Source organism: Streptomyces caniscabiei (genome assembly GCF_014930365.1).
Classification (GTDB): domain Bacteria; phylum Actinomycetota; class Actinomycetes; order Streptomycetales; family Streptomycetaceae; genus Streptomyces; species Streptomyces caniscabiei.
The window spans coordinates 161,127-176,378 of record NZ_JABXWI010000015.1 but is presented as its reverse complement, the minus strand read 5'-3'; the positions used below and the strand labels follow the sequence as shown (position 1 = coordinate 176,378).

The window sequence follows — 15,252 nt, the reverse complement described above, 5'->3', positions numbered from 1 at the left end:
TAGGCGTGAGGGCGGGGAGCGCGGGGCGAGTTGGCGGGGCCGGGGCCGCCGCCCGCCGGGTCAGTCCGGGGCGACCGTGCCGTCCGTGAGGCCGTCGTACATGCCGCGCACCAGGCGTTCGCCGAGGCGGCCGGCCCGGCGCAGGGCGTCCTCGAAGGCGGCCAGGGCGCGGAACCGTTCGCCGTAGCGGCGCTGCTGTTCCAGGGGCAGACGGGGCAGTTGGAGGCGGCGGACGTCGAGCCGGGTCGCGGTGGAGGCGTAGCTGCTGGCCTGGCGGCTGTTGGCGGTGGAGCGCAGGAATCCGGCGACGAACCAGGGGTCGAGGGCGGTCGCGTCGGGGCGCAGCAGGGTCAGGTTGCGGCCGAGGGCGGCGCCCGCGGTCTCCTCGTCGACCACCCGTGCGATCCCGCCGCCACCGAGGACGGGGACGACGACGTCGCCGGGTTCGACGAGCACGGGAGGCTCGCCGCCGGTGTCCGGCAGTGTGCCCGAGGGTGCCGTGCCGGCTAGGACGTCGTGGTCGGTGAGCACGCGCGCGTGCGGGCCGTTCCCGCCGGTGCGCAGCACCAGGGCTCCCCCGCGCGCGAGTTCACCGACCGTGGTGAGCGGCCAGCGCGCGAGCTTGGCCTCCTCGGGGAGCGGGGGTGTGAGGTCGGCGGTCAGCCGGAGGGTCTCGCCGAGGCGTTCGCGTACGGCGGTCAGTTCCGCGGCGCCGCCGGCGGCGGCCGGGGGCGGCAGATGCCGGGCGGGGGCCAGGTCCACGTCGTCGTCGAGCAGGTCGATGACCGGCAGCGCGCGGCTGAGCCCCGGCCGCTGGGCCGTCTCGCCCGAGCGGTCGAAGGGCCGCCAGGCGTCGAGCACGGCGCTGCGCACCGCCGCCCAGTCGAACCCGCCGCGCCCCTCGGACGCCAGCCGCCCGGTGTCGACGAGCAGCAACCGCGGCGGCACGACCGCCTTGCCGGGCCTGCGCAGCACCCACAGGTGCAGCGGGATGTTGTACGGGGGTGCCGCGCCGACCGGCAGGGCGATCACGGCGCGCAGGGCTCCCCGGCGCAGCAGGTCGGCGCGGATCCGGCGCCCCGAGCGGCGGCTCGCGGCGGCCGGCGGCATCAGCAGCACGGCGGTGCCGCCGTCCTCCAGGCGGGCCAGCGCGTGCTGTACCCAGGCGAGTTCGGACTCGGTGCGGGCCGGGAAGCCGTACTCCCAGCGCGGGTCGTAGGCGAGTTCGTCGTGGCCCCAGTTCCGCTCGTTGAACGGCGGGTGGCACAGGACGGCCTCGGCCCTGAGGTGTTCGTAGGCGTCCGCGCGGAGGCTGTCGCCCGGGGCGGTGCGGACGGTGCCACCGGTGCGCAGGGCGAGGCGGAGCGCGGTGAGGGCGGCCAGTTCGCCTGAGCTGTCCTGGCCGTAGAGCTCCTGGTCGGGGCGGGCGGCGGCGCGCAGGAGGGCGCCGGTGCCGCAGGCGGGGTCGAGCACCGAGCGGGCGGGCCCGGCGAGTTCGGCCATCAGCTCGGCGAGTTCACCCGGAGTGAGCGTGTACTGGCGCGGGTTGGCGTCGAGGTGCCGGGCGAGCAGGAACTCGAAGGTCTGCCGTGCGCCGAGGTCGGCCGCGAGTTCGGTGGCGCCGCGCAGCAGCGGGACGGACGGCCGGAGCTCGGCGGGCCGCGGCGCGGGCACGGCAGGCTCGCTCGCCGTGCCGAAGCGCGGGGCGAGGACCTCCCCCAGCGCCCCGGACAGCCTGCGGGCCAGTTCGCCGTCGTCGGGGACGGCGCTCAACTCCAGCCAGGCCAGGGGCCGTTGGTGGAGGAGCAGCAGGGCGCAGCCCGTGTGGACCAGGGCGGCGACGGGGCCCTCCGGGTGGCCGGCGACCTGCTGCCAGACGCGCTCCTTCAGGGGCACCTCGGCGAGTTTGCCCTGGTCGCGCAGCCATGCCTCGACCTCGCCGAGCGCGAAGGCCGGGCTGGTCTCGGTGCCGCCGACCGGCTTGGGGAAGTCGGCGTGCCGACGGCGCCAGTTGCTGACGGCGGCTCGACCCACCCCGGCGAGCCGCGCGATGTCCGCGGCCGTGACCTCTGTCCCGTTCCCCTGCACGCGCCCGGCTCCCCTCGTACCTGGTGGTGTGACGTCGAGCATACCGACGCACGCAAGATCTACCCCTTCACGCCGTGAACACACCAGATTCCATGAACCGTGTTGACTCGGTTCACAGTGTCTGCTGTCATTGACCCATCGAACGACGGGCCGCCCGAATCGGATGGCCACACGTCGGCTGCGCTGTGTACCGGCGCACGCCGATCAGCACCTCATCGATTCCCAGGGGGGAACTCCCATGCGTCGCACCGCTCTCGCCGCTCTCTGCATCGCCGCCGCGGCCACGTTCTCGCTCACCGGCTGCCTGCCCGGCGAGGACAAGGCCGACGGCCCCTTCCCGGGCCTGACCGGCGGTGAGATCGCCGACAAGGCCGTGAAGGCCACCTCGGACGCCGAATCGCTCCGGATGAAGGGCGAGATCCAGGACGAGGCCGCCGGCGGGACGGTCCAGATGGACATGGCGATGAACAAGAAGGGCGACTGCGCCGGCACCATGAGCATGGGCGAGGGCCAGGCCGAGCTGATCAAGGCCGGCGACACCCTCTACATGAAGTACGACGAGGCCTTCCTGCGCGCCCAGTCGAAGGACTCCTCGAAGGAGGAGGCCGACATGGTCGTCGACATGCTCGCCGGCAAGTGGACCAAGACGTCCGCGAAGTCCGCGGACTCCAAGGACATCGCGAGCTTCTGCGACCTCGACACCGTCCTCGCCGACTTCGAGGACGTCGACTCCGACGCCACACGCGGCAAGACCGCCGAGGTCGACGGCACCCCCGCGATCACCCTCGCGGAGAAGGACGGCAAGGACAGCTACACCCTGTACGTCGCCACCGAGGGCGAGCCGTACCTGCTGCGGGTCGTCAGCAAGTCGGCGAAGGAGCCCGGCGACCTCGTCTTCACCGACTTCGACAAGCCCGTGCCGGCCGAGGCCCCCAAGGGCAAGGTCATCGACCTCGACGAGGACTTCAGCTGACCCGCACGGCCGCCGCGCGGCGGCACCGACGAGGCGTCAGCCCGCGTGGAAGCGGGAGGGCGCCTTCGTCGGGTTGCCGCCGGTGGGCAGCTTCTGGTCGGGGCAGGTGCCCAGGACGCGCTTCATGGCGTCCTGTTCGGCGGAGGTGACCCACAGGCCGTACTTCGTCTTCACGGCGACCTGGGCGGCCACGTACGTGCAGCGGTAGGCCTTGTTGGGCGGCAGCCAGGTGGCCGTGTCACCGTCGCCCTTGCCGCGGTTGGTGCCGGAGTCGACCGCCAGCAGGTTGAGCGGGTCGTTGGCCAGGGCGATGCGCTTGCTGTCGTCCCACTGCTGGGCGCCCTTCTGCCAGGCGTCGGAGAGGGCCACGACGTGGTCCACGTCGATCTTGCTACGGCCCCGGACGTACGGCACGTCCTCCCCGGTGTACGGGTCCGGGTCGAGCACACCGGAGACCACCGTGCAGTCGTCGGCCCGGAACTTCACCTCGTCCAGGTCGCGCTTGAGTATGTCGTCGCGGGTGTCGCAGCTGTTGGAGTCGGTGTCGGCCCAGGGACTGCCGAACTCACCGCGGTCGTAATCGTTCTTGGGCGCCCGCCCCTTGACGGTCAGCGCCTCCGCCGCGGCGTACGCGGCACCGCCACCGCCGGGACGCTCCACCGGCCCGGCCGCACCGCCCGCGTTGTCCAGTTCACAGCCGGTCGCGGCGACCAGCACCAGAGCGACGGTGGCGACCCCACCCCTCAGACGCACCACGCGACACCCCTCTCATCTGCTCGTGCTCGCACGCGGTCCTGCGTGGGTTCCCCGTCTCCCCTGCTCAACACCGTAGCCCCCAGGCACGGGAGAAGGTCGGTCAGGAGAAGGTCGGTCAGCGTACGTCGGGACACCCGACGGCGGTCGTCGCGGACCGCCGGTCGGCACGCGCTCACCGCAGAGGGCGCCGAGGCGAGGCCGAAACGCGACGTTGGGGAGCCGAAATTTCGAACAGAAACCGACTCGCTCAAACATTCCGCGAACCGGTCCTCCCTGAGGATTCGACTGGGCATTCGACCTGCCGCACAGCCCCAGGTCAGCCATCTCGCCAGCGCAGGCAGGACAATTCAGGACTTCACGGCGCTTGGATGACATCCGCGCGATTCAACACGTTCACACTCTTGACACGCATCTACCGCAAGCATTCTCATGCTGCACGTTGGTTTCAGCCAGTTTTTGGTTGTTCTCGTGCTGTCCTGTCGTGAATGGAAACCCCCGATGCGTCGTGTCTGGCTCTTCCTGCTCGCCGTGCTGATAGGTCTCCTCCCGCAAACCCTTCTGATGGGCACCGCGCACGCGGCCACCGTCACCATCCCCAACGCCACCCAGTTCACGGACACCACAGGTGCCGTCGTGCACGCGCACGGTGGTGGCGTCATCAAGGTCGGCTCGTACTACTACTGGTTCGGGGAGAACCGCAACGAGGACAACTCATTCCGGTACGTGTCCGCGTACCGCTCGACCGATCTGAAGACCTGGGAGTTCCGGCGCCATGTCCTGACCCAGGCCAGTGACCCTGAGCTGGCCTCGGCCAACATCGAGCGCCCCAAGGTCATGTACAACGCGTCCACCGGCAAGTTCGTCATGTGGATGCACAAGGAGCTGGCCACCGACTACACCCAGGCCCGCGCCGCCGTCGCCGTCTCCGACACCGTCGACGGCGACTACACCTGGCAGGGCAGCTTCCGCCCGCTGGGCCACATGTCCCGCGACATCACCGTCTACACGGACGACGACGGCACCGGCTACATGATCTCGGCCGCGCGCGAGAACCGCGACCTGCACATCTACCGCCTCAGCCCCGACTACCTCACCGTCGAGACCCGTGTGCAGCTGCTCTGGCCCGGCCAGCTGCGCGAGGCCCCCGCACTGTTCAAGCGCAACGGCGTCTACTTCCTGCTCACCTCCGGCGCCACCGGCTGGCGACCCAACCAGCAGATGTACGCGACCGCCTCCAGCATCACCGGCACCTGGACCGCCCTGCAGAACGTCGGAGACGCCACCGCGTACGGCTCGCAGACCACGTTCGTCCTTCCCGTCCAGGGCAGCACGGGCACCGAGTACCTCTACATGGGTGACCGTTGGGGCAACTCCTTCAACCAGAACGTCAACGCCTCGAAGTACGTCTGGCTGCCGCTGGAGTTCCCCACCGACACCACGATGACCATGGACTGGTTCGCGCAGATCGACATCGACACCGCGGCCGGGAAGGTCGACGGCGTCGGCGGCCCCTGGGAGACGATCACCGCCCGCCACAGCAACAAGTGCCTCGACGTCCCCAGCCGGTCCCAGGACGACGGCACCCAGATCACCCAGTACACCTGCAACGGCGGCATGAACCAGGCATGGTGGTTCAAGGACATGGGCAGCGGATACGTCCAGGTCGTCGCCCGGCACAGCGGCAAGTGCCTCGACGTGGCCAACAACTCCACCGCCGACGGCAACCCGGTCATCCAGTGGACCTGCGGCACCGGCAGCAACCAGCAGTGGCAGCTCCAGGACGCCGGTGACGGCTGGCTCCGCCTCGTCTCACGGCGCAGCGGCAAGTGCCTCGACGTTCTGGACAAGTCCACCGCCGACGGCGCCAAGCTCATCCAGTGGGGCTGTGGCAGCGGCACCAACCAGCAGTTCAAGCGCGGCGCCTGATCACACACGCGACCCTCACGTTCCAGCCCGCGGCCCCGACCGGACTTCTCCGGCCGGGGCCGCGGTACGGGACACCGGGTCGTTCCGCAGCGATCGACGGCGGAGCCCGGCGGCGCCCGGCGAACGCCTCACGACCCCAGGATCGACGCCAGGAACTCCCCGGTCCAGCCCAGCAGTTCCCGTCCGACCAGCGGCTTCCCGCCCACCTTCGCGGTCTTCGGGCGCGGCACCAGCACCTGGTGCGCGGCCGGCTTGATGACCGTGCCCGGGTAGAGCCGCTTCAGGCGCAGCTCCTGCGACTCCCGCAACTCCACCGGCGCGAAGCGGATGTTGGTGCCCTGGAGGACGATCTCACCGACGCCGCAGGCGCGCGCCAGCATCCGCAGCCCGGCCACCAGCAGCAGGTTCTCCACCGGCTCGGGCAACTTGCCGTAGCGGTCGACGAGTTCCTCGCGCACCGAGGCGATGTCGGCCTCGGTGTTCACGGAGGCGATGGCCCGGTAGGCCTGGAGCCGCAGCCGCTCGCCCGGCGCGTAGTCGTGCGGGACGTGCGCGTCGACCGGCAGCTCGATCTTCACCTCGAGCGGCGGCTCCTCCTCGATCCCCCCGGTCTCCAGCTGGCGCCGGTAGTCCGCGACGGCCTCGCCGACCATGCGGACGTACAGGTCGAAGCCGACGCCCGCGATGTGCCCGGACTGTTCGCCGCCGAGGAGGTTGCCCGCGCCCCGGATCTCCAGGTCCTTCATCGCCACGTACATGCCCGCGCCCATCTCCGTGTGCTGGGCGATGGTCGCCAGACGCTCGTGGGCCGTCTCCGTCAGCGGCTTCTCGGGCGGGTACAGGAAGTAGGCGTAACCCCGCTCCCGGCCCCGGCCCACCCGGCCCCTGAGCTGGTGCAGCTGCGACAGGCCGAAGGTGTCGCCGCGCTCCACGATCAGCGTGTTCGCGTTGGAGATGTCGATGCCCGACTCCACGATCGTGGTGGAGACCAGGACGTCGAACTTCTTCTCCCAGAAGTCGACGACGACCTGCTCCAGCGCCTGCTCCGACATCTGGCCGTGGGCGGTCGCGATCCGCGCCTCGGGCACGATCTCCCGCAGCCGGGCCGCCGCCCGGTCGATGGACTCCACCCGGTTGTGGATGTAGAAGACCTGGCCCTCGCGCAGGAGTTCACGGCGGATCGCCGCGCCGATCTGCTTCTCCTCGTACGGGCCGACGAAGGTCAGGACCGGGTGCCGCTCCTCCGGGGGCGTCGTGATCGTCGACATCTCGCGGATGCCCGTGACCGCCATCTCCAGCGTGCGCGGGATCGGGGTCGCGGACATCGTCAGCACGTCCACGTTGGCGCGCAGCTTCTTCAGCTGCTCCTTGTGCTCGACGCCGAAGCGCTGCTCCTCGTCGACGATGACCAGACCCAGGTCCTTGAACTTGGTCTCGGAGGAGAACAGGCGGTGGGTGCCGATGACGATGTCGACCCCGCCCTCGCGCAGGCCCTCCAGGGTGCCCTTGGCCTCGGTGTCCGTCTGGAAGCGGGACAGGGCCCGCACGTTCACCGGGAACTGCGAGTACCGCTCGCTGAACGTGCCGAAGTGCTGCTGCACCAGCAGGGTCGTCGGCACCAGCACCGCCACCTGCTTGCCGTCCTGGACGGCCTTGAAGGCGGCCCGCACCGCGATCTCCGTCTTGCCGTAGCCGACGTCGCCGCAGATCAGGCGGTCCATCGGGACCGTCTTCTCCATGTCCTCCTTGACCTCGGCGATCGTCGTCAGCTGGTCGGGCGTCTCGGCGTACGGGAAGGCGTCCTCCAGCTCCCGCTGCCAGGGCGTGTCCGCGCCGAACGCGTGACCGGGCGCCGCCATCCGGGCCGAGTACAGCTTGATGAGGTCGGCGGCGATCTCCTTGACCGCCTTCTTCGCGCGCGCCTTGGTCTTCGTCCAGTCGGCGCCGCCGAGGCGGTGCAGTGTGGGCGCCTCGCCGCCGACGTACTTGGTGATCTGCTCCAGCTGGTCGGTGGGGATGTAGAGGCGGTCGCCGGGCTGGCCGCGCTTGGCGGGGGCGTACTCGACGACGAGGTACTCGCGGGTCGCGCCCTGCACGGTCCGCTGGACCATCTCGATGTAGCGGCCGACGCCGTGTTGCTCGTGGACGATGTAGTCGCCCGCCTCCAGGGTGAGCGGGTCGATGGTCTTGCGGCGGCGGGCGGGCATCCGGGCGCCGTCCTTGCCGGCCGCCTTCTGGCCGGACAGGTCGGTCTCGGTGAGGACCGCGAGCTTCAGGGCGGGGTCGATGAAGCCGTAGTCGATCGAGCCGCACGCCACGTGCACGACCGACGGGGAGATCTCCGCCAGCTCGGCCTCCAGCCGGGCCGCGATGCCCTCGCCGCCGAGCACCTCGACCGTGCGGGCCGCCGGGCCGTGGGCCTCGGTCACGAACACCGTGCGCCAGCCGTCGGCCAGCCAGCCCTTGGTGTCGGCGAGCGCCTTCGCGGTGTCGCCGCGATAGGTCTCCGGGGCGTGCATGCCGAGCTTCAGCGTGTCCGCGTCCAGCTCCTCGTCGGCCGCGAACGGCGACACCGACCACCACATCATGTCCAGCTCACGGGCCCGGTCGCGGACGTCCGCGATGGCCCACAGGGAGGCCGCGCCGACGTCGATGGGTGCCTCGCCGCCGCCGGCCGTGGCCGCCCAGGACGCCTGGAGGAACTCCTGCGAGGTGGCCACCAGGTCCGCCGCGCGCGTGCGCACCCGCTCCGGGTCGCACACGATCGCCATCGCGCCCTTCGGCAGGACGTCGATCAGCAGCTCCATGTCGTCGACGAGGACCGGGGCGAGGGACTCCATGCCCTCGACGGCGATGCCCTCGGCGATCTTGCCCAGCAGTTCGCCCAGCTCGGGGTGGCGCTCGGCGAGGTCGCGGGCGCGGGCGCGCACGTCGTCGGTGAGGAGGAGCTCACGGCAGGGCGGGGCCCACAGGCCGTGCTCGGCCACCTCCAGCGATCTCTGGTCGGCGACCTTGAAGTACCGGATCTCCTCGACGTCGTCGCCCCAGAACTCCACCCGCAGGGGGTGCTCCTCGGTGGGCGGGAAGACGTCCAGGATGCCGCCGCGCACGGCGAACTCGCCGCGCTTCTCGACCAGCTCGACCCGGGAGTACGCGGCTGCCGCCAGTGCCTCGACCGTACGGTTCAGATCGGCCGTCTCGCCGGTGCGCAGGGCGACCGGCTCCAGGTCGCCGAGGCCCTTGACCTGCGGCTGGAGGACCGAGCGGATCGGGGCGACCACCACCGACACCGGGCCGGTCTCGGGGTCGTCCGGACGGGGGTGCGTCAGCCGGCGCAGGACGGCCAGACGGCGGCCGACGGTGTCGCTGCGCGGGCTGAGGCGCTCGTGCGGGAGGGTCTCCCAGGCCGGGTACTCCACGACGCCGTCCGGGGGCAGCAGGGAGCGCAGGGCCGCCGCCAGGTCCTCGGCCTCGCGGCCCGTCGCCGTCACGGCGAGTACGGGGCGGCCGGAGTCGCGGGCGAGGGCCGCCACGGCGAAGGGGCGGGCCGCCGGGGGGCCCACCAGGTCGATGTGGGTGCGGTGGCCGTCGGACGCCGCCCTGATCGCTTCCGCGAGGGGGGCGTCCTGGACTACGGCGTCTAGCAGGCCGTGGAGGCTCATTCGGGGCGTTTCCCGTCCGGGTGGGCAAGGTGGGGGGCTGGTGGGTGCGGGTGGGTGGCGCGGTTGGGTGCGGGTGGCTCGGGGCTGCTGGGGCAACACGAACGCCCGGACTCGTGTGAAAGGCCGGGGGTGTCCAGGGTACGACGTGCGGTGCGGGGGGTGCGGGCGGGTTTTGGTCTCGCCCCCGCCGCCCCTACCCGTCCCGTCCAGAAGGGGCTGCGCCCCTTCTACCCCCACACGTCCGCCCGGTGGGGGCTGGTCGCGCAGTTCCCCGCGCCCCTGAAAAAAGCGGGGCTGCGCCCCTGCTTTTTTCGGGTCCGCCTAGTCTCTATGGGCATCCTCTGTCTCCATCCGAACGTGAGTCCCCATGCCCTCGTCGAGCACTCAGCCCCCGGCACTCGCACCGGCGCCTGTTCCGGCGGCGGCTGCGTCGCCGCCCCGTGGCCGGCGGTTCTCCCTCGTGGGCCGGGAGCCGTATCTGATCGCGCTCGGGCTGTTCGTGGCGTACGCGGTGGTGTCCGTGGGGCGGTATCTGCGGCTGGGGACCCGGTCGTACGACCTGGGCATCTACGAGCAGGCGATACGGGCGTACGCGCACCTCCAGGCGCCGATCGTCGAGCTGAAGGGACCGGGCTACAACGTGCTCGGGGATCACTTCAGCCCGGTCACCATGCTGCTGGCGCCCCTCTACCGGGTGTTCCCCACCCCCATCACGCTGCTCGTCGTCCAGGCCGCGCTGTTCGCGCTGTCGGCGGTGCCGGTGACGCGGGCGGCGGTCCGGGCGCTGGGTCGGGCCCGGGGGCTCGCGCTCGGGGTGGCGTACGGACTGTCGTGGGGGCTGCAGAACGCCGTGGACTTCGACTTCCACGAGATCTGTTTCGCGGTCCCGCTGATCGCGTTCTCCCTGGAGGCGCTGCTCCGGCACCGATGGCGGGCGGCGCTGCTCTGGGGCCTTCCGCTGGTGCTGGTCAAGGAGGACCAGGGGCTGACCCTGGCGGTCGTCGCGGCCGTCGTCGCGCTCCGGGCCCGGCGGCACGGCGCGTCCCGGGTGGTGCCGTACGCCGTCGCGGTCGCCTCGTTCGGCGCGGTCGCCACGCTGCTCGCCTTCACCCTGATCATCCCGTCCTTCAACACCGCCGGTGCCTCCGACTACCTCACCAAGGTCGGCGGCGCGGGCCCCCTCGACGGCCTGGACGTCAAGATCCGTACCGTCCTCTGGCTGCTGATCCCGACGAGCGGACTGCTCGCCCTGCGCTCCCCGATCCTGCTCGCCGTGCTACCCACGCTGGGCTGGCGGTTCGTCTCCGCCGACGACAACTACTGGGGCACGGCCTGGCACTACAGCGCCGTCCTGATGCCGATCATCACCCTCGCGCTCGTCGACGCGCTGCCGGCCGCCCGCCACAGCCCCAGGCCCTGGCTGCGCTCGTACGCGCTCCAGTTGCCCGCCGCCGTCCTCGCGGCCTCGCTCGCGCTGACGACGGCGCTGCCGATGTCCAACCTGACCAGGGCCGACGCCTATCGGGTGCCGGACCACGTCAAGGCCGTGGACCGGCTCATCGCCACGATCCCCGACGGGGCAACCGTCGAGGCCAACGTCGGCCCCATCGCCCGGCTGACCTCCCGCTGCCGGGTCTTCTGGATCGGCCGGACCAAGGGCCTCGCCCCCGACTACATCGTCTTCAACAACAACTCGCGCTGGGTGAAGGACGTCCCCGCCTTCGCCCGGCAGCTGCATCCGCACGACACATACGTCCTGCGGGGTGTCATCCAGGGATACGTGCTCCTGAAGCGCGTCTCTCCCGCCGCCGACGGGCCCGCGTCGCCCTGAGAACGGGTGGAGCCGGGAACGGGTGGAGCCCGGCGCCCGGAAGCCTCCGCTTCCCGACGCCGGGCTCTCCCCCGTTCCCCCGTGTCCCCCGTGGTCGGTGGCGGCCGGTGGCCGGCTACTCGGTGGCGATCGCGTTCAGGACGTTCATACGGCCCGCCCGGAACGCCGGGACCAGCGCGGCGAACAGGCCCACGAAGGCCGAGCCGATGAAGACCCCGATGATCGTCGGCCACGGGATGTCGAGGACCTTCAGGCCCTCCAGGGCGAGGAGCTGCTGCGCGGTGGCGCCCCAGCCCATGCCCAGCCCCAGGCCGAGAAGCGCGCCGAAGAGGGCGATGACGACCGACTCCAGGCGGATCATGCGGCGCAGCTGGCGGCGGGAGAGGCCGATGGCCCGCATGAGGCCGATCTCCCTGGTCCGCTCGACGACCGACAGGGCCAGCGTGTTCACCACTCCCAGGATGGCGACGATGATCGCGAGGGCGAGCAGGCCGTAGATCATGTTCAGAAGCTGGTCGATCTGGCCCTTCAGGGCCTCCTTGTAGTCCGTCTGGTCACGGACCTCGTACTGCGGGTAGTCGTGCAGCGCGGCCTTGAGGGACTTGTACGCGGCCGCGTCCTGGCCCTCCTTCGCCGAGGCGAAGAGCAGCTGGTCCAGCGGCATCCTGTCGGCCGGGACGTACTTCGCCATCGTGTCGATGGAGGTGTACATCGCCCCGGCGTCGATGACGACGTCACTGCTGGTGATGGCGCGGACGGTCAGGTCGGCCGTGCGGCCGTCCTTGAAGGCGACGGCGATCTTCGAGCCGAGCCGGATGTCGTGGTCCTCGGCGAACTTCTCGTGGACGGACATCGAGTCGGGCTTGTAGGCGTCCGGCAGCTTGCCCGCGACGACCTCGGTGGCGAGGTCGGTGGCGTAGCTCGGGTCGGCGGCGGTGATGGCCGTCTCCTTGAGCGTCTTGCCGTCGGGGGTGGTGAAGTCGGCCTGGGTCCACTTGTACTCGGTGACGCTCTTGATGCCGTCGGCGGAGCGCGCGGCCTCGACGGCCTGCGGGGTGATCAGCTGGCCGGTGTCGGACTGGATGATGAAGTCCGTGCCGACCGTCTTGTCGAGCTGGTCCGTGGCCGAGGCGACCATGGAGGAGCCGACGACGGAGAGGCAGGCGACCAGCGCGAGACCGATCATCAGGGCGGCACCGGTGGCCCCCGTACGGCGGGGGTTGCGCAGCGCGTTGCGCTCGGCCATCCGGCCCACGGGTCCGAAGGCCCGCAGGACGACCGCGCCCAGCACCCGCACCACCGCGCCGGCCAGCAACGGGCCGATGACGACGAAGCCGATGAGGGACAGGACGACCCCGCCGCCGAGCCACATCGAGCCCTCGCTCGCCTTGTCGGCGGCGGAGGCCAGGTACAGGCAGTAGCCGCCGGCGCCGGTCAGGAGCAGACCGATCACGGCCCGGACGAGGCCGGCCTTGGCGTCCAGCGGGGCTCCGGCGTCGCGCAGGGCGGCCATCGGGGAGACCTTGCCGGCGCGTCGGGCCGGCACGTACGCGGCAAGGACGGTGACGACGATGCCCAGGAGCAGGCCGACCGCCGGGGTGGTCCAGGCGACGGTGAGGTCGTCGGTGGACAGGTTCATACCGGTGGCGCTCATCAGCTTCATCAGGCCGATGGCGAGCCCGACACCGCCGGCCACGCCGAGGATCGAGCCGAACACCCCGAGGAGCAGGGCCTCGACGAGGACCGACCGGTTGACCTGGCCCCGGCTGGAGCCGATGGCCCGCATCAGGCCGATCTCGCGGGTCCGCTGGGCGACCAGCATCGAGAAGGTGTTGATGATCAGGAAGATGCCGACGAGGAAGGCGATCCCGGCGAAGCCGAGCATGGCGTACTTCATCACGCCCATGAACTCGCCGACGTCCTTGGCGTTGGCGTCCGCGACCTCCTTGGCGGTCTGCACCTTGTAGCCGGCGCCCAGGTCGGCGGCGACGTTCTTCTTCACCTGCGCGTCCGTGAAGCCGTTCGCGGCGGTGACGTTGACGTTGGTGTACACGTCGGTCTCGCCGACAAGGGCCTTCTGGGCGGTGGCGGTGTCGAGGTAGAAGATCGCGGCGCCCGGGTTGGTGACCTGGAAGTCGGCGATGCCGGAGACCTTCGCCTCGTGCGTGCCGACGGCGCTGATCACGCCGATCTCGTCGCCGAGCTTCAGGCCGTGCTTGTCGGCGGTGTCCGCGTCGACCATGATCTGGTCGGGCCCGCGCGGCGCGTTGCCGGAGGAGATCTTCATGGTGCGGGCGTCGTTGGCGTTCCAGTTGCCGACGATGGTCGGGGCGCCGCTGGTGGGCGAGAGGTTGTCCTTGTCGGCGTCGACGACCGTGACCGAGGTCGAGAAGACCGTGCCCTCGGCCGACTTCACGCCCTCCGCGCCGCCCACCTTGTCCACGACCGACGCGGGCATGACCGGCGGCCTGCCGGTGTCGGACTGCGTCTCACCGCTGTCCGAGGCGCCCTTGGCGCTGACCGTGACGTCGGAGGAGGTGGCCGCGAACAGCTTGTCGAACGTGGTGCCCATCGTGTCGGTGAAGACCAGGGTCCCCGTCACGAACGCCACCGACAGCATGACCGCGATGGCGGAGAGCGCCATCCGCCCCTTGTGCGCGAAGAAGTTGCGCATCGAGGTCTTCATGACACTCATGACGTACGCCCCCGCGCGTCGAAGTCCTTCATGCGGTCCAGCACGACTTCGGCGGTCGGCTTCAGCATCTCGTCGACGATGCGGCCGTCGGCCAGGTACAGCACCCGGTCCGCGTACGAGGCGGCCACCGGGTCGTGGGTGACCATCACGATGGTCTGGCCCAGCTCGTCGACCGACCTACGCAGGAAGCCCAGCACCTCGGCCCCGGCCCGCGAGTCCAGGTTGCCCGTCGGCTCGTCACCGAAGATGATCTCCGGCCGGGCGGCGAGGGCGCGGGCCACGGCGACACGCTGCTGCTGGCCGCCGGAGAGCTGGGTGGGCCGGTGCTTGAGCCGGTCGCTCAGACCGACGGTGTCGACGACCCGGCCCAGCCACTCCTTGTTCGGCTTGCGCCCCGCGATGTCCATGGGGAGGGTGATGTTCTCTATCGCGTTCAGCGTGGGCAGCAGGTTGAACGCCTGGAAGATGAACCCGATCCGGTCCCGGCGCAGCTGCGTGAGCTTCTTGTCCTTGAGGCCGGTGATCTCGGTGTCGTCGAGGTGGATCCGGCCCGAGGTCACGGTGTCGAGTCCGGCGAGGCAGTGCATGAGGGTGGACTTGCCGGACCCCGAGGGGCCCATGATCGCGGTGAACTGGCCCCGCGCGATGTCCACGTCCACATGGTCGAGGGCGACGACACGGGTCTCACCGGACCCGTACGCCTTGACGACCTGCCGCGCCCGCGCGGCAACGGCCGTAGTCCCTCCAGTACCCCCGTGCCTGGTGATGGTCACAGCCGATGTCACGGTATGTCTCCTAAGTCGGGCAGCGGATGCTGCTGGGTCGCCCTGTGCGTAGCGGCTTGCCGTGCGGTACGCGGCTCGCCGTGCGGTACGTCGATGAGTCTGGTCCCCGGAGGGGGTCCGGCGCGCTGGTGCCCAGCGCAGTCTTCTGCTGGGGAAAACCCCACCCCCACCGCTCCGGTGCACCGCCCCCCAGCGGCGTAAAGCCAGGTTAAGGACGGGAGGTCCGCCGTCTCGTCCTCCGGCGGTACGAACCCGCCCCCGGCCGTAGTACGGAGGTACCCCTAGGGGATCTCGCCCACCGGGAGGAGACGGCCTCGGGGTTCACCTCCTCCTTCCGGTGCGACCAGGCTGCACCCTGCCGTGGCGTCAGGGTCAATGGCATGGTGGTCGGCGGCGGATAGGTGCAAGGGGAAGGCATCCGGTGGAGGACAGACGAGCCGAGGGCGGTCCGGCAGAGGGTGGTCCGGCAGAAGGTGCGAGAGCCGTCGCACCAGACTCCGTGCGGAGCACCGGGCCCGGGCGCCGACGAGCCGTCA

Annotated in this window: 8 protein-coding genes; 3 read left to right on the top strand and 5 right to left on the bottom strand. The window is 70.9% G+C overall.

Features of this window, described 5'->3' with window-relative positions; all coding sequences use genetic code 11:
• Positions 1 to 60: 60 nt before the first annotated feature.
• Positions 61 to 2,088 (bottom strand): N-6 DNA methylase, encoded by a 2,028-nt coding sequence (locus HW837_RS35705; RefSeq protein ID WP_193380305.1) that lies wholly within the window; start codon positions 2,086 to 2,088, stop codon positions 61 to 63.
• Positions 2,089 to 2,326: 238 nt separating this feature from the next.
• On the opposite strand from HW837_RS35705, the gene HW837_RS35700 reads away from it, so the two are divergent.
• Complete coding sequence (locus tag HW837_RS35700; protein WP_045556289.1) at positions 2,327 to 3,061, top strand: hypothetical protein; 735 nt, start codon at positions 2,327 to 2,329, stop codon at positions 3,059 to 3,061.
• Between the two features lie 36 nt (positions 3,062 to 3,097).
• Here the strand turns inward: HW837_RS35700 and HW837_RS35695 are convergent, their stop codons facing one another.
• Positions 3,098 to 3,817 (bottom strand): HNH endonuclease family protein, encoded by a 720-nt coding sequence (locus HW837_RS35695; RefSeq protein WP_045556288.1) that lies wholly within the window; start codon positions 3,815 to 3,817, stop codon positions 3,098 to 3,100.
• Between the two features lie 498 nt (positions 3,818 to 4,315).
• Here HW837_RS35695 and HW837_RS35690 point away from each other — a divergent pair, with 498 nt between their 5' ends.
• Positions 4,316 to 5,743 (top strand): RICIN domain-containing protein, encoded by a 1,428-nt coding sequence (locus tag HW837_RS35690; protein WP_093791791.1) that lies wholly within the window; start codon positions 4,316 to 4,318, stop codon positions 5,741 to 5,743.
• 128 nt (positions 5,744 to 5,871) lie between these two features.
• On the opposite strand, the gene mfd is transcribed toward HW837_RS35690, so the two are convergent.
• Positions 5,872 to 9,405, bottom strand: a complete 3,534-nt coding sequence (gene mfd, locus HW837_RS35685) for a transcription-repair coupling factor (protein ID WP_045556286.1) — start codon at positions 9,403 to 9,405, stop codon at positions 5,872 to 5,874.
• 367 nt (positions 9,406 to 9,772) lie between these two features.
• Between mfd and HW837_RS35680 the strand changes: the two genes are divergently transcribed.
• The gene (locus HW837_RS35680) at positions 9,773 to 11,236 is read left to right on the top strand and encodes a DUF2079 domain-containing protein (protein WP_045556285.1); all 1,464 of its coding nucleotides are present in this window, start codon (positions 9,773 to 9,775) and stop codon (positions 11,234 to 11,236) included.
• Between the two features lie 115 nt (positions 11,237 to 11,351).
• On the opposite strand, the gene HW837_RS35675 is transcribed toward HW837_RS35680, so the two are convergent.
• Complete coding sequence (locus HW837_RS35675) at positions 11,352 to 13,931, bottom strand: ABC transporter permease (RefSeq protein WP_193380306.1); 2,580 nt, start codon at positions 13,929 to 13,931, stop codon at positions 11,352 to 11,354.
• Positions 13,928 to 14,716, bottom strand: coding sequence for an ABC transporter ATP-binding protein (locus HW837_RS35670; protein WP_193380307.1), 789 nt, complete (start codon positions 14,714 to 14,716; stop codon positions 13,928 to 13,930). The genes HW837_RS35675 and HW837_RS35670 overlap by 4 nt, the downstream gene beginning before the upstream one ends.
• Positions 14,717 to 15,252: the final 536 nt, after the last annotated feature.

Bases quoted from the DNA above. Each gene is read 5' to 3' on its own strand.
- HW837_RS35680 (WP_045556285.1), top strand. From the start codon at position 9,773: ATGCCCTCGTCGAGCACTCAGCCCCCGGCACTCGCACCGGCGCCTGTT.
- HW837_RS35690 (WP_093791791.1), top strand. From the start codon at position 4,316: ATGCGTCGTGTCTGGCTCTTCCTGCTCGCCGTGCTGATAGGTCTCCTC.
- mfd (WP_045556286.1), bottom strand. From the start codon at position 9,405: ATGAGCCTCCACGGCCTGCTAGACGCCGTAGTCCAGGACGCCCCCCTC.
- HW837_RS35675 (WP_193380306.1), bottom strand. From the start codon at position 13,931: ATGAGTGTCATGAAGACCTCGATGCGCAACTTCTTCGCGCACAAGGGG.
- HW837_RS35700 (WP_045556289.1), top strand. From the start codon at position 2,327: ATGCGTCGCACCGCTCTCGCCGCTCTCTGCATCGCCGCCGCGGCCACG.